Source organism: Nocardioides sp. S5-5 (assembly GCF_054954065.1).
The window spans coordinates 3679669-3698358 of record NZ_CP199913.1; the positions used below are offsets into that span (position 1 = coordinate 3679669).

Consider the following 18690-nt stretch of genomic DNA (forward strand, 5'->3'; position numbering starts at 1 on the left):
TCACGGGCCCTTCGGGGACTCCGGGTCGTCGGCCGGCTCGTCGCCGTACACACCGGCGTCCTTGGCCCGAGCCGCGGTCTTGAGGCTCTTGGTCAGCGCGAAGCCGATCACCACCACGGCGGCGATCAGCAGCAGGAAGATCCAGAACGCCGTCCAGCCGGCCACGATGTTGGTGTCCTGGTCGACCGGCTTGTCCTTGGCGGCCACGGCGAGGACGACGGTGGCGACGACGGCATGCATGGGGTCAGTGTCTCAGGTGTCTCGAGTCACGCCGGCGAAGAGGTCGTCCTCCGGCGTCGGGGAGGCGACGTGGCTCACCACGAGCTCGAAGTCCTCGGTCGGCCAGACCTCCTGCTGCAGCTCGCGTGGGATGGCGAACCAGTGCCCGTCGGGGTCGATCTGGGTGGCGTGGGCGAGCAGCGCCTGGTCGCGGACGCCGAAGTAGTCGCCGCACGGCACCCGGGTCGTGATCCGGGCATCCCACTCGGGCTCCGGCTTCCACTCCCTGAGCCGCTCCTCCCACGGCGACTCCAGGCCGTGCTCGAGCATCGCATCGTGCAGCGCCTGCATCCGCGGGCGGTTGAACGAGTGGTGGTAGTAGAGCTTCAGCGGCTGCCACGACTCCCCCGCGTCGGGGAACCGCTCCGGGTCGCCGGCGGCCGCGAAGGCCGCCACGCTCACCTCGTGGCAGCGGATGTGGTCGGGGTGGGGATAGCCGCCGCGCTCGTCGTACGTCGTCACGACATGGGGCCGGAACTCGCGGATCTGGCGGACCAGCCGCTCGGTCGCCTCCTCCAGCGACACCAGGCCGAAGCAGCCCTCGGGCAGCGGGGGCTTCGGGTCGCCGTCGGGCCATCCCGAGTCGACGAAGCCCAGCCAGGTCTGGGTGATGCCGAGGATGTCGCGGGCGCGCTCCATCTCCTGGCGGCGCACCTCGGTGATGTTCTCGAGGATCTCGGGGCGGTCCATCTTCGGGTTGAGGATCGAGCCCCGCTCTCCGCCGGTGCAGGTCACGACGCGCACCTCGGCGCCCTGGGCGGCGTACATCGCCGTCGACGCGGCGCCCTTGCTCGACTCGTCGTCGGGATGGGCGTGGACATGCATCAACCGCAGCCCGGAGCGGTCGACGGCAGGCGCGTGCATGGTGGGCATGCTGACCATCGTAGGGATGCTGGGCGGTCTCCTCGTCAATGGGACAATGGGCCGGTGAGCACCTCCCCCGACAACCTGGCCCAGCGCTACGGCGCGCCGTCCCGCGGTCGTCGTACGGCGGTCGTGATCGGGGCCGGCACCGTGGTGGTCGCGTTCCTCGGCTGGCTGCTGTGGGCGATGCTCTTCCACGCCAACCCGGCGGTCTCCTCGGAGGAGATCGGGCACACCGTCGTCGACGACCACACCGCCACCATCCGGGTCCGGATCACCTACGGCGACGGCCCGGTCGACGCGACCTGCGTGGCCCGCGCCATCTCCCACGACAAGGCCGTCGTCGGCGAGCAGAGCTTCACCCCGGGACGCGTCGACAAGGCCGTGCAGAAGGTGACCGTGCGCACCGAGCGCCGGGCCACCACGGTCGAGTGGATCGGCTGCAAGACCGACGGACAGCCGCGCTACCGGTAGACTCGATCGTTCATGTACCCGGACGGGTACGCGAACGAGCAGTGCAGGAGCACCCATGACGCAGACCGACCAGAGCGGCCAGAACACGATCTGGCTGACCCAGGACGCCTACGACAAGCTGCAGGCCGAGCTGGAGCACCTCCAGGGCACTCGCCGCGCCGAGATCGTGGCCGAGATCAGTGCGGCGCGCGACGAGGGTGACCTGAAGGAGAACGGCGGCTACCACGCCGCCCGCGAGGAGCAGGGCAAGAACGAGGCCCGCATCCTCCAGCTCAAGGACATGCTCCGTCGCGCCGAGGTCGGCGAGACGCCTCCCGACGACGGCGTGGTCGAGCCGGGCATGGTCGTGACCTACAAGTTCGAGGGCGATGGCGACGACGAGGCGGAGTCGTTCCTCCTCGGCGCGCGCGAGATCGACCCCGAGGGCCTGACCGTCTACTCGCCGCAGTCCCCGCTCGGCCAGGCCATCAACGGCCGCAGCAAGGGCGACACGGTGAGCTACGAGGTCAACGGCAAGCAGCAGACCGTGATCATCCTCGACGCGAGGCCCTACGCCGGCTGAGGCTCCTCCTCCGGACCGCCGGCCTCCTCCACGGGAGCCGGCGGTTCGGCCATTTCGGCCAGGTGCAGGACCACGGCGTTGGCCGCCGCCGCCAGCGGTACGGCGACCAGCGCGCCCGCCACGCCGGCGACGAGCACGCCGCAGGCGATCGCGAGGATCACGCCGAGCGGGTGCAGGGAGACCCAGCGGCCGAGCAGGAAGGGCTGCAGCACGTGGCCCTCGAGCTGCTGCACGCCGATCACGACCGCGAGCATGAGCAGCGCGGTCACCGGCCCCTGGTCGACGAGCGCGACCAGGATCGCGACACTGCCGGCGATGGTCGCACCGATCATCGGCACGAAGGCGCCGAGGAAGACCAAGACGCCGATCGCCAGCACGAACGGCACCTTGAGGATCGCGGCGCCGACGGCGATGCCGATCGCATCCACGAGGGCGACGACCACCGTGGCGCGCACGAACTGAACCAGCGACAGCCAGGCCACCCGGCCCGAGCTGTCGACCCGCTGCCGGGCGGCGCGCGGCGAGAGGCGCACCAGCCAGGACCAGATCCGGTCGCCGTCGGCGAGGAAGAAGTAGGTCGCGAACAGGGCGATGAAGAAGCCGGCGACGACGTGTCCGAGGGCCGCCCCGACCTCGGTGACCTGGGTGACCACCTCGCCGTCCTGCGAGCGCTCGCGGATCAGGTCCTGGGCGCTCTTGATCCAGTCATTGATCTGGGAGTCGCTGGCGTTCAGCGGCCCGTCCTTGAGCCAGTCCCTGATCTCCTCGAGACCCTTGACGGTCGAGTCGGCCAGGTCCTGGGCCCCCGCCGCGACCTGCTGGCCGGCGAAGGTCAGCAGCGCGCCGACCAGGACGAATCCGGTGATGACGACGAGCAGCGCCGACAGCCCACGGGGGACGCCGACACGCGTCACCGCATGCACGAAGGGCGCCGCGAGGGCGCTGATGAGCAGGGCCACCGCAAGCGGGACCGTGACGACCGCGAAGTACCCGACCAGCCACATCAGCAGGTACCCGGCGCCCGCGATCAGCAGCAGTCGCCAGGCCCAGCCGGCCGCCAGGTCGAGGCCGTACGGCACCTCGGCCCGCCGCAGGTTGGACGGCCCCGTGCTGAACGACGGCGGCTCGTGCCGCCGCTCGTCGCGCTCCTCGCGCGCCAGCGCCCACTGGTGGGCGAAGCGACGGAACAGCCGCTCCTCGCGTTCGTCCCGCTCGTCGGGCTCGGGGCCCAACGGCGGCGGGTCGTCCTGCTCCGGCTCGCTCGCCTGCTCCGGCTCGCTCGCCTGCTCGGGCTCGCTCGACTGGTGGGGCTCGGTCGTGCCGTCGCTGGTCACCCGGTCAGGCTAGACGGTCGAGGCGAGCGCCCGGTCCAGGTCGGCGAGCTGGTCCGCGGACGTCTCGATCCCGACACTGAGCCGGATCAGGTCGGCCGGCACCTCCAGGTCGGTGCCCGCCACGCTCGCGTGGGTCATCCGGCCGGGGTGCTCGATCAGCGACTCGACGCCACCCAGCGACTCGCCCAGGGTGAAGACCTTGGTGGCCGCGCAGATGGCGAGCGCCTGCTCCTCACCGCCCGTGACGCGGAAGGACACCATGCCGCCGTACCTCTTCATCTGGCGGCTGGCGATCGCGTGGCCCGGGTGGTCGGCGAGCCCGGGGTAGATCACCTGGCTGACGGCCGGGTGGGTGCTCAGGAAGCCGGCGACCGCTTCGGCGTTGTCGCTGTGGCGCTCCATCCGCAGCGCGAGGGTCTTGAGCCCGCGCAGCACCAGCCACGAGTCGAACGGTCCGGCCACGCCGCCGATGGAGTTCTGGTGGAAGCCGATCCGCTCAGCCAGCGCCTCGTCATCGACCACGAGCGCGCCGCCGACGACGTCGGAGTGGCCGCCGGCGTACTTCGTCGTCGAGTGGACGACCACGTCGGCGCCGAGGGCCAACGGCTGCTGGAGGTACGACGACGCGAAGGTGTTGTCGACCACGAGCAGCGCGCCCGCGTCGTGGGCCACCGCGGCGAGCGCCTCGATGTCGCCGATCGACAGCAGCGGGTTGGTCGGCGTCTCGACCCACACCAGCCGGGTCACGCCGGGCCGGATCGCCGCCCGCACCGCGTCGAGGTCGGTGACCGGCGCCGGGCTGTGCTCGACACCCCAGACCGTGGCGACCTTGTCGAAGAGCCGGAAGGTGCCGCCGTAGGCGTCATTGGGCAGGACCACGTGGTCGCCCGGCTTGCACAGGGCCCGGATCAGGGTGTCCTCGGCCGCCAGCCCGGACGCGAAGGCATACCCGTGCGCCCCACCCTCGAGCGCCGCCAGGGTCGACTCCAGCGCGGTGCGCGTGGGGTTGGCCGAGCGGCTGTACTCGTAGCCGCCGCGCAGCCCGCCCACACCGTCTTGGGCATAGGTCGAGGTGGCGTAGATGGGCGGGATCACCGCGCCGGTCGTCGGGTCGGGCGCGTATCCGGCGTGGATGGCCCGGGTCTCGAAGCCGGCGCCGTCGAGATGCTCATCGATGTGGTTGTCGCTCACCGTTCGAGCCTACTCAGCCGAGCCGCCGAACGTCGCCCGGCGAGTGCCGCCGTCGATCCGGGCAGCGATCCCCGCCACGTCGTCGAGCACGCCGGAGGCGATGTCGACCACGAGATCGTAGGCGTCGTCGTCGCTCAAGGTGATCCGCTCGCCGTTGAGGGCGAGGAAGGCGAAGAGCGAGGCGAACGCGAGCCGCTTGTTGCCGTCGACCAGGGCGTGGTTGCGCGCCACCGAGTGGACCAGTGCGGCCGCCTTGTCGTGCAACCGCGGATAGGCCTCGTCGCCGAAGACGGTCGTGGCCGGCCGCGCGACCGCGGCCTCCAGCAGCCCGATGTCCCTGATCTCGACGGCCCCGATCGCTCGGCGCGCGATGTGAAGGACGTCGTCGAGGTCGAGGTAGCGCACGGCTACTGACCGAGACGGTCGAGCACCGCGGCCCACCGCGGGAGCTCACTGTCCAGCACGGTGTCGAGGTCACGACGCTTCTGCGTCCTGGCTGCCTCGTCGAGGACGAGTCGGCGCACCACCTCCTGCTTGGACAGCCCCCGCTCCTCGGCGAGGCTCGCCAGCGCGGCGTCGAGCTCGGCGTCGGTGCGCAGCGTGAAGGCCATGACGGTCATGGTAGTCCTCTCGGTATCGAAGTGATACCGACAGCCTGCGCCGCACCGCGGCCGCTGTCGAACCACTTTCCCCAGCCCCTCTCGTGACCAAAGCGAGCAGTTGCTCGTTTCCGCGGTGTGACCGCTCTCACTCGGCTCCTCGCCGCCGTCGTCCTCCCCTGCCTGCTCGCCCTCGGCGCGCTGACCGCGCCGGCGCCCGCCACCGCCGCCGGGTACGACGACGACCCCGACCCGCTGCGCGGGCTGGTCCTGCCGCCCCTCGACGCCCTGGTGGCGCTGCTCGCCCCGCTGCCCGTTCCGGCGACGCCGTACACCGGGGACGTGTGTGCCAGCGGCGCCGACGCCTGCATCGACGACGTGGTGGCGCGGATGCAGACCCGGCTCACCGGGCTGGTGAGCACCTGCTCGCACAGCGCGGTCTTCTCGCTGGCCTACCTGCGGGTGACCGAGAACGTCCGCGACGCGGTGCGCAGCGGCTACTTCGAGGACCGGGCGTGGCTGAACCGGCTGGACGCGGTGTTCGCGGAGATGTACCTCGACACCACCAGCAGGTGGGCGGCCGGCAACCACGCCGGGATCCCCGCGGCCTGGCGGATCGCACTGCAGGCCGAGGACGACCGCTCGGTGAGCGGCCTCGGCAACTTCCTGCTCGCGATGAACGCGCACATCAACAGCGACTTCCCGCACGTCCTCGCGACGGTCGGCCTCACCGGGCCGAACGGCAGCCACAAGGCCGACCACAACCGCTACAACAACCGCCTCGACAGCCTGTATGTGCCGGTCTTCAACGAGGAGGCGGCGCGCTTCGACCCGACCTTCGACGACATCGACGCCGGCACGCTCGACGACACGGTGGTCGGCGTGATCATGCGCGGATGGCGCGAGATGGTGTGGCGCAACGCGGAGGCGCTGGTGCTCGCCACGACGCCGGTGGCCAAGCGCCTGGTCGAGCAGGAGATCGAGACCTACTCGACGCTCCAGGCCCGGCTGATCCAGACCGTGTTCGCCGCTAAGCCCGCACAGCGGGACGCGTGGTGCGCCGCCCACGGTGCTTCCTGACGGATCTTGCGCGACGGGAGACAATGGCGACATGTTCTCCCGCCGCAAGACCGAGATGATCGACCCCGCCGAGGCGCTGCCCGGCCGCACCACCCCGGCGTTCCCCCTCCCCGCTCGGCACGAGGTCCTCGACGCGCCGCTCGTCACCGACGAGGTGCCCGACGGCCTCGAGGTCGCCGTCTTCGGCCTCGGCTGCTTCTGGGGCGCCGAGGAGATCTACTGGCAGGTCCCCGGCGTCTGGTCGACCTCGGTCGGCTACGCCGGCGGCGTGAGCCCGAACCCGACCTACGAGGAGGTCTGCAGCGGCCGCACCGGCCACACCGAGGCGGTCCGGGTCGTCTTCGACCCCGAGCAGGTCTCCTACGCCGACCTGGTCAAGCAGTTCTTCGTCGTCCACGACCCCACCCAGGGCATGCGCCAGGGCAACGACGTCGGCACCCAGTACCGCTCGGCCATCTACGTCACCACCCCCGAGCAGGAGCAGACCGCCCGCGAGCTGACCAAGGTGTACGGCGACGAGATCGCCCGCCGCGGCTACGGCGAGATCACCACCGAGATCGAGCCCGCCGGGCCGTACTACTATGCCGAGCCGCAGCACCAGCAGTACCTCCACAAGGTCCCCAACGGCTACCGCTGCCACGCCAACACGGGGATCGCGTTCCCGGAGACCGCCTGAGACTAGTTGGCGCCATGGCGGACAATGAAGTCATGGCTGACCTCCCCCGGAAGGCCGCGGCGCGCACCGCGCGGCTCGCGGCGCTCCCCCTCGGGTACGCCGGCCGCACCGCTCTCGGCTTCGGCAAGCGCCTGGGCGGGGCGCCGGCCGAAGCGGTGATGAGCGAGATCCAGCAGCGCACGGCCGAGCAGCTGTTCAAGACGCTGGGCGAGCTCAAGGGCGGCGCGATGAAGTTCGGGCAGGCACTGAGCGTGCTCGAGTCGGCGCTGCCGGAGGAGATGGCGGCGCCGTACCGCGCGCAGCTGACCCGCCTTCAGGACTCCGCTCCCCCGATGCCGACCCAGACGGTGCGCGACGTCCTCACCGAGGACCTCGGCGCCGACTGGCGCGAGCGCCTCACCTGGCTCGACGGGGCGCCGACGGCCGCCGCGAGCATCGGGCAGGTCCACGAGGGCCGGTGGTACGACGGCCGGCGGGTCGCGGTGAAGGTGCAGTACCCCAACGCGGGCGACGCCCTCATGGCCGACCTGCGCACCCTGGCCCGGGCGGCGCGAGCGATCGGACCGCTCATCCCGGGCGTCGACATGAAGCCGCTGGTCGAGGAGGTCCAGGCGCGGGCGCGCGAGGAGCTCGACTACGACCTCGAGGCCGAGGCCCAGCGCGAGTTCGCGCAGGCTTTCCGCGACGACCCGCACATCGTGGTACCGGACGTCGTCGCGGTCGGAGCCCGCGTCCTGGTGACCGAGTGGCTCGACTCCGCCGGCTCGCTGGCGTCGGTGATCGCCGACGGCACCCGCGAGGAGCGCGACCACTACGGCGAGATCTTCACCCGCTTCCTGTTCTCCGGGCCGGCCCGCACCGGCCTGCTCCACGCCGACCCGCACCCCGGCAACTTCCGGGTGATCCCCCAGGACGACGGGACCCCCGGGCGGATCGGGGTGCTCGACTACGGCGCCGTGGCCCGACTCCCCCAGCGCGGGCTGCCCGCGCCGATGGGCCGGCTGATCACGCTCTGCGCAGCCGGCGACGGCGCCGGGCTGATCGCGGAGCTGCGCGCCGAGGGCTTCCTCAAGGACCGGATCCGGATCGAGCCCGAGCTGCTCATGGACTACCTCGCGCCCTTCGTGGACCCGACGCTGGTCGAGCGGTTCCGGTTCAGCCGGGAGTGGATGCGCGAGCAGTTCCAGCGGATCAACAACCCCAAGGACCCGGCGTACACGGTGAGCATCAAGCTCAACCTGCCCCCGTCGTACGTGCTGATCCACCGCACCTGGCTCGGCGGCGTCGGCGTGCTCAGCCAGCTCGAGGCGGAGGCGCCGTTCCGGGCGATCATGCAGGAGTTCCTGCCGGGGTTCACTCCGGTGCGACATCCGTGAGGCAGTAGACCCGGCCCACCGGGTCGGTGAGCACCGTCCAGTGCCGGTGCTGCGCCAGCACCCGGGCGCCGAGGCCGAGGTGCCGCTCGGTCTCCGCGGCGCGATCCGTGGTGCCCCAGTCGAGGTGCGCACGGACCTCGCCGGTGTCGTCGGCGCCGAGCCGCTGGAGCAGCAGCCCGAGCGGCTGGCCGGCCGGCGCACCGAGCACGTCGAACTCCTCGGCGATCGCGGAGCGCCGCGGCGTCCAGTCGGTGACGGCGGCCCAGAACCCCAGCTCCCGCTCGTACACCGCGCGCGGCACGTCGATCGCGACCTGGCGCACCCGCGACGCCGACCCCGGTCCCTGCACCGTGGCGACGGGGCACCGGGAGGCGGCGTGGTCGACGAAGCAGAACACGAGGCCGGCGGGCGAGGCCATCACGACGTACCCCCGGTCGGCGACGATCGTCGCGCCCGCCACCCGCGCCGCGTCGGCCGCGGCCAGCGGGTCGGCGACGTGCAGGTCGAGGTGGATCCGGTCGGCGCCGGCGTGGCGGCGCTGCACCTTGAGGTACGGGTCGCCGTCGGGCGGCAGCAGCGAGGCGAACTCGTCGTGCGCGCCGCGTGGAGGCGAGACGGCGTACCCGGTCGCCTCCTGCCAGAAGCCCACCGTCTCCTGGTGATGGGCCGGCGCGCTGTCGAGGAAGGCGGTGACCCAGGACGGGCTCATCCGCCGACCGGCGCGCAGTCGTGGCCGCAGCCGTCGGGCGGCAGCGGGCCGTCGGCGTGGGCGGCGGGCCGGTGCAGGACGGCGGCGGTCGCCGTGACGACGACGTCCTGACCCTCGACCGTGGCGGTGCCGTCGACGAGCAGCGTGTAGCCGTGGCGCTTCCGCGGCGGGAACACCACGGTCACCGTGGGGTTCTCGCCGAGGTTGCGCAGCGTGCCGCGGCCCGGGCCGGTGATCCGCAGGGTGCCGTCGTCGGCCGCGACCGGGTCGACCGTCACGACCTTCACCTGCGGGGAGGACGTGCTCAGCAGATAGCCGCTGTCGAAGTCGCCCAGGGCCTGGCGCAGGTCCGCGGGCTCCACCGGGATGCTCATGGCCCCAGGTTAGGGGTCACCACAGCCCGAGCACACCGCCCCCGAGCCGGATGATGAACGCGCCCACCACGGCGATGAAGAACAGCCGGACGAACCGGGCCCCGCGGGCGACCGCGGTCCGGGCTCCGAGGTAGCCGCCGACCAGGTTGCAGGCGCCCATCACCAGGCCGACGTCCCACAGCACCGCGCCGTGGGGCACGAACAGCAGCAGCGCGCCGAGGTTGGTGGCGAAGTTCGCGAGCTTGGCCTTGGCCGAGGCCTGCAGGAAGTCGTAGCCCAGCAGCCCGACGAGGGCGAACACGAAGAAGCTGCCGGTGCCGGGGCCGAGGATGCCGTCGTAGCAGCCGATCACGAAGCCGACGACCATCGCCGCGACGAGATGGCGGTGACCCGCGAACCGCAGCGCGGTCTGCTCACCGAGCCGGGGCCGGAGCAGCACGTAGCCGCCGACCACGACCAGCGCCGCCAGCACGATCGGCTCGAACGCCTCGCGCGGGATCCGCGAGGCCAGCAGCGCGCCGGAGAAGGCGCCGGTCAGCGCGAGCGCCATCAGTGGGAGCGCGGTGCGCAGGTCCGGCCCGATCCGGCGGTAGTAGGTGAGCGAGCTGGCCGCCGTACCGCACACGGAGGCGATCTTGTTGGTGGCCAGCACCTGGACCGGGCTCGCGCCGGGCAGCCCCAGCAGCAGTGCGGGCAGCTGGACCAGTCCCCCGCCGCCGACCACGGCGTCGACGAACCCGGCGGTGAGGGCGGCCAGCGCGAGGAGCGCGACGACGGTCAGGCTGAGGTCCCCCACACCCGGACTCTACGAGGCCCAGGCGAGGTCCACGGTCGGCCGGTCGGCGTACTCCTCGGCCACCTCGCGCGAGGTCTCGACGCACCGGACGGAGAGGTCGGCCTGGACCAGGGCGGGCGCGAGCTGGAGGTGCAGCACCAGCGCGCCCTTGGTCGCCTCCAGCACCGGAGCATCGAGGTCGGCGACCGCCCAGCCGTCCTCCCGGAGGAGTACGACGGCCGCCGCCGTCGCCTCCCGCCGGGTCAGGTCGCCGGAGGAGGCGAGGTGCAGGTGGTCGTTGAAGACGACGCCGCGCGGCGCCGCGGGATCCCCGCAGGTCGTGAACGAGCGACTGCCCTCCGCGTCGCTGAGCCCGAGCCGGTCGGCCACGCGGTGGAGCACGCCGGCGCGTGCCCGGTCCGCGGCGCGGACGACCTCGTCGACCGCGGCCGGGCCCGGGTCGGCCGAGCAGCCGGCCGGGCCGAGCAGCAGGAGCAGCACGAGGAGGCGGTTCACGACGCCCACCCGCCCGGCGCGTGCTCCCACAGCCAGGTGCCGGCGTCGGCGGTCCCCTCCGCCACGCTCGCGCCGGCCGCCGCGGCCAGCAGCTCGGGCAGGGTGAGGTGTCCGCCGCCGTCGGCACCGCGGGGCGGCTGCCCGGTGACCTCGTCACCGGCACCGGCGACGACGTGGGCCACATTGGCGAGCGAGGGCCCGGTGAAGTACGAGGTGTGGTTGTGGAGCAGCTCCTGGGCCCGGAGCTCGCCGTCGCCGGTCTCGAACCGGGTGCCGCCGAACGCGGCGTCGGCCGGGTCGTGGCCGAGTGGTCCGAGCCCGCCGCGGTCGCCCCTGCCGAGCAGCGACACCGGGTCGCGGTCCTTGCTGCCGACCCACACCTCGGCATCGGTGAGCGCGGCCGCCGTGGCCGCCGGGACGCCCGGGCTGCCGAGGAGCACGGCGTCGTCCACGGGGAGGCCGGCGGCGAGGGCGTGCCCCAGTGTCGTGGAGCCGTAGCTGTGGCCGATCGCGGTGAGATGGGCGGGCGGGCCCTGGTCGGAGGCCCGCACGCCGTCGACGAAGTCGGCGAGCCGATCCCCGCCGGTCTCGGCCTTGTCGGTGAGCGCGACCCCGTCGAAGTCGGCCTGGCCGAGTGGGTCGAGCGGGTTGAGCGGGTTGCCGCTCGGGGCGTCGTAGTCGGCCCAGTAGACCGACGCGACGCTGCCGCGGTCCTCGGCGACCGCGGCCTGGTGGAGGTCGAGGGTCCGGTCGAGGTTGCCCGAGAGGCTCGAGGTGTCGGTGGTCAGTCCGGGCACGTTGACCGAGACGTGGTCGGCGGTGTCGGGGTCGCCGAAGGCGACCGCGACGCCGCCGTCGCCGGAGTGCAGGCCGGGGGTGTAGGCGAGCAGCTCGGTGAGGTGAGCGCCGGTGGCGGTGTCGAGCAGGTCGCGGTGCTCCTCGAGGCCCTCGTGGACCGACGTCGCATTGGCGAGGACCCGCTCCTGCGCGCGGGTGAGCTGCCCGTCGGCGTCCCGCTCGCCGTAGTAGTCGAGGTCGCGGGCGTTCGCGCCGCGGTTGGCCCGGTCGCGGTCCGCCATCGGCACGCCCCCGGCATTGCCGACCAGCGTGGGCAGCGCGATGGTGAGGGCCTCCCGCTCGGCCCGGCCGAGCCGGCGCCACCAGGCGGCGAGGGCGACCGGGTCACCCCGCAGCCGGCGCAGCCACCGGCTCAGCTCGGCGGTGTCCGGCCGGGCCGGGTCCGCGGCCGCGGCCACTGCCTCGGGGACGCTGTCGACGCGCCGGAGCGCGGCGATGAGATCGGCCTCGGCGTCCTTCCGGTCGGCCCGCCAGGCGTCGATCCGCTGCCGCAGCGCGGTGGCTCGGGTGGTGAGCTCGCCCGCGCGCCGCCTGAGCTCGGGCAGCCGGCTGTCGTCGGACGCCGCGACCACCTGCGCGGACAGCGCGTCGATCTCGTCGTTGAGCTCGGCACGCTCGGCGTTGATCCGGCCGCGCCGCGCGACCAGCCGGCTCAGCCGCTCACCGAAGCGGTCCGCCGCCGTGACCGCACGACCCAGGGCCGCCGTCCCGGCGTCGAGACGGGCGGCGACCTGCGTCGCGGCGTGCATGTGGGCCTCGGCCGTGTCGCCCTCCCAGGCGGGCGCGGCGATCGCGGCCGTCCACTCGCGGACGTTCTCGGCCGCGATCGCGGCCGCGCGCAGGTCGGTGGCGAGGTCCTGGGCGCCGGCCGGAGTCGAGGTCGGCAGTGGGCAGGCCGGCACGTGGGCGGGGACGTGGACGAGGGTCACGGCCAGCTCACCTCCGCCACCTCCGCGTCGTGCTCGGCCCACGGGAGCAGCGCACGCAGCCGCTCGGCCTGCGCCCGGTCGACGAGGACCAGCAGGCGTCGGAAGAAGACGAACTCCTCGGCGTACCCCTGCGCCGCGCGGGCCACCGCCTTGAGCTCGTCGACCCACGGATCGGCGTACGCCGTGACCGCCGCGGCCACCGCGTCGGAGAGGTCGGAGGTGGAGACCCGGGCGAGGCGGCGCCAGGCGCCGTCGAGCTCGTCGGCGGCCGCGTCCCAGCGGTCGCGGGCGGCCCGCAGCACGGCGTACGGGACATCGAGGATGATCGTCATGCACGAGCGGGTGCCCGAGCGCCGGAGCCGGGAAACGACCGGATCCGGTTGTCCACAGCGACCCCCGGACCCCCGCTCAGGAGGTGGGGATCAGCCCACCCAGAACCCGCGCGAGCCGAACCAGTCGCCGTACGTCCCCGGCCCGGTGTCGCGGCCACCGGAGCCGCCGCGACGCGAGCCGAGGTACGAGCCGACCACCGCCGCGCCCAGGTCACCCGACTCGGGGGCGATGACCGAGCCGTCGACGCGACGCGCCATCGACTCGATGAACCGGGCCAGGCCGGGGTCCTCGCCGAGCCGGAAGAAGGTCGTCTGCGCCCCGAGCCGGCGGGCGTTGTCGAGCTCGCGGACGGCGAGCGCGATGGTCATCGGGTGCGGCGGGTAGGAGAAGTGGACCTCGCCGCTCGACTCCAGGTGAGAGGTGGGCTCGCCGTCGGTGACGATGAGCAGCACCGGCTGGGCGTTGGGATGCTTGCGGAAGTGCCGGTTGGCCAACAGCAGCGCATGGTGGAGGTTGGTGCCCTTGGCCCAGCGCGCGTCGAGCGCGGTCAGCTCCTCGATCCGCATGGTCTGGGCATGCCGGCCGAAGCCGATCAGCTCCAGGCTGTCGCCGCGGAAACGGGACCCGATGAGGGTGTGCAGCGCGAGCGCGGTCTGCTTCATCGGCACCCAGCGGCCGTCCATCGCCATCGAGAACGAGGTGTCGACGCAGAGCGCGACGGCGGCCTGGGTGCGGGCCTCGGTCTCGGCGACCTCGACGTCGTCGATCGACAGCAGCGGCCCGTCGGGCGAGCCGGCCCGGCGCAGGACACCGTTGAGCACGGTCCGCGGCAGGTCCCACGGCTCGGTGTCGCCGAACTCCCAAGGCCGGGTCGCGCCGGAGAGGTCGCCGGCGGCGCCGGCCTGCCGTAGCTCGCGCTGGCCCTGCCGGCCCGACATCCGCTGCGCCACGTCGCGCAGCAGCGCCTTCCCGAGCTGGCGCATCGCCTTGGGCGTCAGCCGCAGCTCGCCGTCGAAGCCGCGCTCCATCGCGCCGGACTCGCGCAGCGCCTTCTCGAGCTCTTGGAGCTTGCGGGCGTCGACCGCGGCCTCGCTGCCGAGCTTGCGGGCGAGCTTGTCGAGATCCACGTCATCCAAGCGGGCTCCGCCGTACGCCTGGGACAGCTGGTCGGCCAGCGCGTCGAGGTCGGCGAGGTCCTGGAGTACGCCGGTGCCGTCGCCGAGCCCGAGGCCCTGCTCGCCCTGGCCGAACTGCTCCGAGCCGCCCCAGTCCTCGCCCGGGCGCAGGCCCTGGAGGTTGGCGTCGAGCCGGTCGAGCTGCTGCATCAGCTGGGGTGACCCGAACGCCTGGGCGGAGAGCTGCATCAGCTCGGCGCGCTGCTCCGGCGTCATGGAGTTGAGCATCCGCTGCGCGGCGGCGGAGCGCTGGGCCATCGCGTCGATCAGCTCGTCGACATTCTGCGGGCTCTCCGGAAAGTGCTGGCCGTGCTTGGCCATGAAGTCGGCGAAGTCCTCGGGGGTGTCCTCGCCGCGGGCGTGCTTCTCGAGCAGGGCGTTGAGGTCGGCCAGCATCTGGCTGATCGCCTGCCGGTCCTCGGCGGTGGCGTTCTCCAGCGCCTGCTTCATGCCGGCGAAGCGCTGGTCGAGCAGCTCGCGGCCGAGCAGGTCCTTGATCTGCTCGAAGGCCTCGCGCGCCTCACGCGACTGCCAGTCGTAGTCGCCGAGCTCGGTGACCGCGGCGGCCGGCGAGTCGGGCAGGCTCTGCAGCCGCATCTCGCGGAACGCCCGGTCGCCGTCGTCCATCATCGCGTCGCGGGCCAGCTGCTTGCGCTCCTCCAGCACCGCCTTGTCCAGCAGCTCGCGGACCTCGTTGAGCGTGCCGTCGAGGTTGTGCCGCTGGAGCAGCTCGCGACGCCGCTCGGCGACCCGGCGGGCGAGGTCGTCGAGGCCGGCCTGGTCCTGCCCGCCGCGGCGCAGGAACTCCTGCATCGCACGCTCGGGGCTGTAGCCGGCCATCACGTCCTCTCCGATGGCGTCGAGGGCCTCGGCGATGTCGACGGGCGGGGCGAGGGGGTCGCCGCCGTCGTAGCGGCGGTAGCGGCTCATCCGTAGACCGTCTCCACGCCGTCGGAGTCCTTGCCGATCTTGCGGGCCAGGAAGAGGCCCTCGAGGGCGAGCTCGATCGCGGCGGCGCGCTCGCCGTCGGTACGGCCGCCGCCGGCACCGTTCACCCGCTCGCAGACCCGGTCGTAGAGCTCGGACTCGCCGAGGACCGGCAGGCCGGCGAGCACGTCGCGGGCGGTGACCGAGCCGCCGGTGGTGATCGTGGCGCCGTCCTCGACCGCGTCGACCAGCAGCGCGAAGTCGAGGCCTCGGAACTTCTCGCGGACCGTCTCGGCGGTGGCGGTGCGCAGCAGGTGGGTGAGGATCTCGGCCTCGCGGCCCTCCTCGCCGGACTCGAACTCGATCTTGCCGCCGAGTACGTCGACCGCGGTCTCCAGGTCGACGACGCGGGCCACCGCGCGGTCCTCCCCCTGGATGGTCGCGCGGCGCAGGGCCGCGGCGGCGATCGTCTCGGCACCGGCGATGGCGAACCGGGCGGACACGCCGGAGCGCTGGTCGACCGCGCTGGACTCGCGCAGGTTGCGGGTGAACCGGGCCAGGATCTCGACCAGGAAGTCGGGGACGTCGACCCGGTCGGCCAGCAGGTCCGCCTCCTGCCGGATCACCGCGATCTCGGCGTCGAGGGCCTTCGGGTAGTGGGTGCGGATCTCGGCACCGAAGCGGTCCTTGAGCGGGGTGATGATCCGGCCGCGGTTGGTGTAGTCCTCGGGGTTGGCCGAGGCGACGACGAACACGTCGAGCGGCAGCCGCAGGACGTACCCGCGGATCTGGATGTCGCGCTCCTCCATCACGTTGAGCATCGCGACCTGGATCCGCTCGGCGAGGTCGGGCAGCTCGTTGATCGCGACGATCCCGCGGTGGGAGCGCGGGATCAGGCCGAAGTGGATGGTCTCGGGGTCGCCCAGCGAGCGGCCCTCGGCGACCTTCATCGGGTCGACGTCGCCGATCAGGTCGGCGACGCTGGTGTCGGGGGTGGCCAGCTTCTCGGCGTACCGCTCGTCGCGGTGGCGCCAGGAGATCCGCAGGTCGTCGCCGTACGACGCGACGGCGGCCCTCGAGGTCACCGTGACCGGCTCGTAGGGGTGCTCGCCGAGCTCGGAGCCGGAGATCACCGGCGTCCACTCGTCGAGCAGCCCCACCAGGGTGCGCAGCAGCCGGGTCTTGCCCTGCCCGCGCTCGCCCAGGAGGACGACGTCGTGGCCGGCGATGACGGCCCGCTCCAGCTGCGGGATGACGGTGTCCTCGAAGCCGTGCAGGCCGGGCCAGGGGTCCTCGCCCGCCGCCAGCCGGGCCAGCAGGTTGTCGCGGAGCTCGGCGCGGAGGGACTTGAGCTGGTGGCCGGAGGCACGGAGCTCGCCGAGGGTGCTGATCGTCGGAGCCGGAGTGGTCACCGTCTCACGCTACTGCGGCCCGCAAGAGGTTTGCTGGCCCTAGTCTGTCGATCGTGACGATCGTCGTCGTGGTCCTGAGCGTGCTGTTGGTCGTCCTGCTCGGCCTGGTCCTGGCCTTCGCCCGCGACCGCGGGCGGCTGCAGCGCCGGCTCGCCGACGCCCAGGCGCACGTCGCCCAGCTCGAGGCGGACCTCGACGCCGCGCTGCGCCCGCCGCCTCCGACCAACTCGGCCGAGCGCGCCGTACGCCGGGTGATCCGGACCGCGTCGAAGGTCCGCTCCCACGGGATCACCGGGCTGATCCAGTCCACGGTCGAGGACCTGCAGGCCTGGGCGAGCGACGCCGAGCGCGCCGACATCCTCAACATGGCCGCCTCGGACGGCACCGTGACCCTGTTCTTCTCCGACATCGAGGAGTCCACGCCACTCAACGACCGCCTCGGTGACACCACCTGGGTGAAGGTGCTCGCGGCGCACGACCGGGTGCTGCGCTCCCAGATCGAGAGGTACCGCGGCCAGGTCGTCAAGACCGCCGGCGACGGCTTCATGGTCGCCTTCCGCGACACCGAGGCCGCCTGTCGGGCCGCGCTCGGCATCCAGCGCGACCTGCCGCGCGATGTCACCCTGCGCCGCTACGGGCCGATCCTGGTCCGGATCGGCATCCACACCGGCCAGGTGGTCGCGCGCGACGGCGACTACTTCGGCCGCAACGTCGCCATGGCGGCCCGGGTCGCCGACCTCGCCCACGGCGGCGAGATCCTCGCCAGCGACGCTGTCCGCGAGGCGCTCGACGACGACGCCGCGCTCACCCTCGTGGAGCGGGAAGCGGTCGAGCTCAAGGGGCTCGCCGGGGAGCACGTGGTGTGGGAGATCCTGCCGCCGGCGAGCTGATCCGCCACGCCTCGAGCGCGCGGAGGACCAGCTCGACGACGAGATAGCCGGCGACGACGCATGCCCCGCCGGCCAGCACGTCGAGCACGAAGTGGTTGGCCGTGGCGAGGACCACCAGCACCTGCAGGGTGGGGTAGGCGATCGCCACGACCCGCCAGCGGGTCCGGCCGAACCCCCAGAGCTGGACGGCGCACCACAGCGACCAGCCGAAGTGGAGCGAGGGCATGGCGGCGTACTGGTTGGTCGCGTCGCCGAGGCCGCGCGGCGCGGACGCCGCCGACCCCCACCAGCCGTAGTCGGCGAACTGGGCCATCACGTCCACGCTGCCCAGCTCCGGCATCAGCCGCGGCGGCGCGGTGGGCAGCAGGGCGTACCCGACCAGCGCGATCGCCGAGGCCGCCACGAGCGCCCCGTAGCCACGCCAGTACTGGCGCCCGCCGCGGCGGCGCGACAACAGCAGCACGGCCGGGGTCATCGCGTAGTGCATGAGCGCGTAGAAGTAGCAGGCGGCGACGGCCAGCGCGGGCACGCGGAGGAGCCACGCGTTGAGCCGGAGCTCGACCGAGTCGAACAGGCCGCCCTCGAGCCGGGCGATGTCCCTGGCCCGGTCGATGGCGGCGCCCGGGTCGTCGCCCCAGCCGGCGCGGATCAGGTTGTACGCCGCGAAGAGCGCGACGAGGACGCCCATCTCGACGACCAGCGCGCGCCAGCCGGTCAGCCACGTCACGAGCGCGGGCGAGGTCTGGGCGGAACGCCGCTCGCCGTGCAGGGAAGCGGTGGAGGCCATGCCGCCTCCTCTCAGCCAGATGATGTGTAGCCTGCATATGCAGACTACACATCTCCCTTAGGATGACGACGCCAGGACACCAGGAGGAGCGAGATGGACGCCGGGGCCGAGTGCATCCACGCCTTGGACAGTGCCCACGACGCCGACCCGGCGCGGGCCGTGGCCACGGCGTTCTCCCGCCTGGAGGCCCACCGACGCGGCTGGGAGCAGCGCACGCCGCTCGGCGTCGCCGAGATGCGCCTGCTCTGGCTGCTGCAGAGCGCCGACGAGTGGACGCTGCGCGACATCACGACCCACCTGGGCCTCGAGCAGTCCACGGTCAACCGGCAGGTCAACGCCGCGGTGTCCGCCGGGCTGGTGACCAAGCTCCGCGGTTCCGGCCAGCCCAGCTTCGGGTTCCGGGCCTCTCCGGAGGGGGTCCGGCGGTTCGAGGCCTGCGTCGGGCAGGTCCTCGGGCGCTACCAGCACGCCCTCGACGCGCTCGGCGAGGACGCCGAGCGGTTCGTGGGACTGCTGGAGCGCTTCGTCGACGACCTGGTCGCCGAGCGCCCCGGTACCTGACCTCGGCCG

At 72.9% G+C, this 18690-nt stretch carries 22 protein-coding genes; 7 read left to right on the forward strand and 15 right to left on the reverse strand.

All coding sequences use genetic code 11. The annotated features are described in order from the left end of the window. The gene (locus tag ACUP6Y_RS17640) at positions 1-240 is read right to left on the reverse strand and encodes a hypothetical protein (protein ID WP_462552139.1); all 240 of its coding nucleotides are present in this window, start codon (positions 238-240) and stop codon (positions 1-3) included. Between the two features lie 12 nt (positions 241-252). Then, positions 253-1143, reverse strand: coding sequence for a mycothiol conjugate amidase Mca (mca, locus tag ACUP6Y_RS17645; protein WP_462556757.1), 891 nt, complete (start codon positions 1141-1143; stop codon positions 253-255). Between the two features lie 63 nt (positions 1144-1206). On the opposite strand from mca, the gene ACUP6Y_RS17650 reads away from it, so the two are divergent. After that, positions 1207-1617: a DUF4307 domain-containing protein gene (locus ACUP6Y_RS17650; RefSeq protein WP_462552141.1), complete on the forward strand. Its 411-nt coding sequence runs from the start codon at positions 1207-1209 to the stop codon at positions 1615-1617. 55 nt (positions 1618-1672) lie between these two features. Further along, a complete protein-coding gene (gene greA / locus ACUP6Y_RS17655; protein ID WP_462552142.1) occupies positions 1673-2179 on the forward strand; it encodes a transcription elongation factor GreA in 507 nt (168 codons plus the stop codon). Here the strand turns inward: greA and ACUP6Y_RS17660 are convergent. The 4 genes from ACUP6Y_RS17660 to ACUP6Y_RS17675 are packed head-to-tail and all read right to left on the reverse strand — an operon-like array spanning position 2167 to position 5315. Then, positions 2167-3513, reverse strand: coding sequence for an AI-2E family transporter (locus tag ACUP6Y_RS17660; protein WP_462552143.1), 1347 nt, complete (start codon positions 3511-3513; stop codon positions 2167-2169). The two genes, greA and ACUP6Y_RS17660, sit on opposite strands and share 13 nt — an antisense overlap. Before the next feature lie 9 nt (positions 3514-3522). Further along, positions 3523-4704 carry a cystathionine gamma-synthase gene (locus ACUP6Y_RS17665; RefSeq protein WP_462552144.1) on the reverse strand — a complete coding sequence of 394 codons (1182 nt, stop codon included), beginning with the start codon at positions 4702-4704 and terminating at the stop codon, positions 3523-3525. 9 nt (positions 4705-4713) lie between these two features. Then, entirely contained in the window at positions 4714-5109 is a 396-nt protein-coding gene (locus ACUP6Y_RS17670) for a type II toxin-antitoxin system death-on-curing family toxin (RefSeq protein ID WP_462552145.1), read from the reverse strand. 2 nt (positions 5110-5111) lie between these two features. Continuing rightward, positions 5112-5315: a ribbon-helix-helix protein, CopG family gene (locus ACUP6Y_RS17675; protein ID WP_462552146.1), complete on the reverse strand. Its 204-nt coding sequence runs from the start codon at positions 5313-5315 to the stop codon at positions 5112-5114. 126 nt (positions 5316-5441) lie between these two features. Between ACUP6Y_RS17675 and ACUP6Y_RS17680 the strand changes: the two genes are divergently transcribed. The 3 genes from ACUP6Y_RS17680 to ACUP6Y_RS17690 are packed head-to-tail and all read left to right on the forward strand — an operon-like array spanning position 5442 to position 8435. Further along, on the forward strand, positions 5442-6383 hold the full coding sequence (locus tag ACUP6Y_RS17680; protein WP_462552147.1) for a DUF5995 family protein: 942 nt from the start codon (positions 5442-5444) through the stop codon (positions 6381-6383). A 31-nt stretch (positions 6384-6414) separates the two neighbouring features. Then, a complete protein-coding gene (gene msrA / locus ACUP6Y_RS17685) occupies positions 6415-7059 on the forward strand; it encodes a peptide-methionine (S)-S-oxide reductase MsrA (RefSeq protein ID WP_462552148.1) in 645 nt (214 codons plus the stop codon). A 32-nt stretch (positions 7060-7091) separates the two neighbouring features. Continuing rightward, the gene (locus ACUP6Y_RS17690) at positions 7092-8435 is read left to right on the forward strand and encodes an ABC1 kinase family protein (RefSeq protein ID WP_462552149.1); all 1344 of its coding nucleotides are present in this window, start codon (positions 7092-7094) and stop codon (positions 8433-8435) included. Here ACUP6Y_RS17690 and ACUP6Y_RS17695 read toward each other — a convergent pair. From ACUP6Y_RS17695 to ACUP6Y_RS17730, 8 genes are all read right to left on the reverse strand, one after another. Continuing rightward, positions 8413-9144 (reverse strand): VOC family protein, encoded by a 732-nt coding sequence (locus ACUP6Y_RS17695; RefSeq protein ID WP_462552150.1) that lies wholly within the window; start codon positions 9142-9144, stop codon positions 8413-8415. The two genes, ACUP6Y_RS17690 and ACUP6Y_RS17695, sit on opposite strands and share 23 nt — an antisense overlap. Beyond that, positions 9141-9518, reverse strand: a complete 378-nt coding sequence (locus ACUP6Y_RS17700) for a pyridoxamine 5'-phosphate oxidase family protein (RefSeq protein ID WP_462552151.1) — start codon at positions 9516-9518, stop codon at positions 9141-9143. Before ACUP6Y_RS17700 ends, ACUP6Y_RS17695 begins: the two co-directional genes overlap by 4 nt. Before the next feature lie 16 nt (positions 9519-9534). Next, positions 9535-10314 (reverse strand): TSUP family transporter, encoded by a 780-nt coding sequence (locus ACUP6Y_RS17705; protein ID WP_462552152.1) that lies wholly within the window; start codon positions 10312-10314, stop codon positions 9535-9537. A gap of 9 nt (positions 10315-10323) precedes the next feature. Further along, the gene (locus ACUP6Y_RS17710) at positions 10324-10809 is read right to left on the reverse strand and encodes a hypothetical protein (RefSeq protein WP_462552153.1); all 486 of its coding nucleotides are present in this window, start codon (positions 10807-10809) and stop codon (positions 10324-10326) included. After that, positions 10806-12596, reverse strand: a complete 1791-nt coding sequence (locus tag ACUP6Y_RS17715) for an alpha/beta hydrolase (protein WP_462552154.1) — start codon at positions 12594-12596, stop codon at positions 10806-10808. Before ACUP6Y_RS17715 ends, ACUP6Y_RS17710 begins: the two co-directional genes overlap by 4 nt. Further along, a complete protein-coding gene (locus ACUP6Y_RS17720) occupies positions 12593-12928 on the reverse strand; it encodes a hypothetical protein (protein WP_462552155.1) in 336 nt (111 codons plus the stop codon). The genes ACUP6Y_RS17715 and ACUP6Y_RS17720 overlap by 4 nt, the downstream gene beginning before the upstream one ends. Before the next feature lie 90 nt (positions 12929-13018). After that, the gene (locus ACUP6Y_RS17725) at positions 13019-15034 is read right to left on the reverse strand and encodes a VWA domain-containing protein (RefSeq protein ID WP_462552156.1); all 2016 of its coding nucleotides are present in this window, start codon (positions 15032-15034) and stop codon (positions 13019-13021) included. Next, a complete protein-coding gene (locus ACUP6Y_RS17730) occupies positions 15031-16443 on the reverse strand; it encodes a MoxR family ATPase (RefSeq protein ID WP_462552157.1) in 1413 nt (470 codons plus the stop codon). Before ACUP6Y_RS17730 ends, ACUP6Y_RS17725 begins: the two co-directional genes overlap by 4 nt. 53 nt (positions 16444-16496) lie before the next feature. Here ACUP6Y_RS17730 and ACUP6Y_RS17735 point away from each other — a divergent pair, with 53 nt between their 5' ends. Then, a complete protein-coding gene (locus ACUP6Y_RS17735; RefSeq protein WP_462552158.1) occupies positions 16497-17333 on the forward strand; it encodes an adenylate/guanylate cyclase domain-containing protein in 837 nt (278 codons plus the stop codon). Here ACUP6Y_RS17735 and ACUP6Y_RS17740 read toward each other — a convergent pair. Further along, complete coding sequence (locus tag ACUP6Y_RS17740; RefSeq protein ID WP_462552159.1) at positions 17278-18120, reverse strand: phosphatase PAP2 family protein; 843 nt, start codon at positions 18118-18120, stop codon at positions 17278-17280. The two genes, ACUP6Y_RS17735 and ACUP6Y_RS17740, sit on opposite strands and share 56 nt — an antisense overlap. A gap of 93 nt (positions 18121-18213) precedes the next feature. On the opposite strand from ACUP6Y_RS17740, the gene ACUP6Y_RS17745 reads away from it, so the two are divergent. Then, on the forward strand, positions 18214-18681 hold the full coding sequence (locus ACUP6Y_RS17745; protein ID WP_462552161.1) for a MarR family winged helix-turn-helix transcriptional regulator: 468 nt from the start codon (positions 18214-18216) through the stop codon (positions 18679-18681). The last annotated feature ends 9 nt before the right edge of the window (positions 18682-18690 follow it).

Excerpts from the sequence above, each read along its gene's own strand:
- ACUP6Y_RS17640 (WP_462552139.1), bottom strand. The coding sequence starts at position 240 with ATGCATGCCGTCGTCGCCACCGTCGTCCTCGCCGTGGCCGCCAAGGAC.
- mca (WP_462556757.1), bottom strand. The coding sequence starts at position 1,143 with ATGCACGCGCCTGCCGTCGACCGCTCCGGGCTGCGGTTGATGCATGTC.
- greA (WP_462552142.1), top strand. The coding sequence starts at position 1,673 with ATGACGCAGACCGACCAGAGCGGCCAGAACACGATCTGGCTGACCCAG.
- ACUP6Y_RS17675 (WP_462552146.1), bottom strand. The coding sequence starts at position 5,315 with ATGGCCTTCACGCTGCGCACCGACGCCGAGCTCGACGCCGCGCTGGCG.
- msrA (WP_462552148.1), top strand. The coding sequence starts at position 6,415 with ATGTTCTCCCGCCGCAAGACCGAGATGATCGACCCCGCCGAGGCGCTG.
- ACUP6Y_RS17690 (WP_462552149.1), top strand. The coding sequence starts at position 7,092 with ATGGCTGACCTCCCCCGGAAGGCCGCGGCGCGCACCGCGCGGCTCGCG.
- ACUP6Y_RS17695 (WP_462552150.1), bottom strand. The coding sequence starts at position 9,144 with ATGAGCCCGTCCTGGGTCACCGCCTTCCTCGACAGCGCGCCGGCCCAT.
- ACUP6Y_RS17700 (WP_462552151.1), bottom strand. The coding sequence starts at position 9,518 with ATGAGCATCCCGGTGGAGCCCGCGGACCTGCGCCAGGCCCTGGGCGAC.
- ACUP6Y_RS17720 (WP_462552155.1), bottom strand. The coding sequence starts at position 12,928 with ATGACGATCATCCTCGATGTCCCGTACGCCGTGCTGCGGGCCGCCCGC.
- ACUP6Y_RS17725 (WP_462552156.1), bottom strand. The coding sequence starts at position 15,034 with ATGAGCCGCTACCGCCGCTACGACGGCGGCGACCCCCTCGCCCCGCCC.
- ACUP6Y_RS17740 (WP_462552159.1), bottom strand. The coding sequence starts at position 18,120 with ATGGCCTCCACCGCTTCCCTGCACGGCGAGCGGCGTTCCGCCCAGACC.
- ACUP6Y_RS17745 (WP_462552161.1), top strand. The coding sequence starts at position 18,214 with ATGGACGCCGGGGCCGAGTGCATCCACGCCTTGGACAGTGCCCACGAC.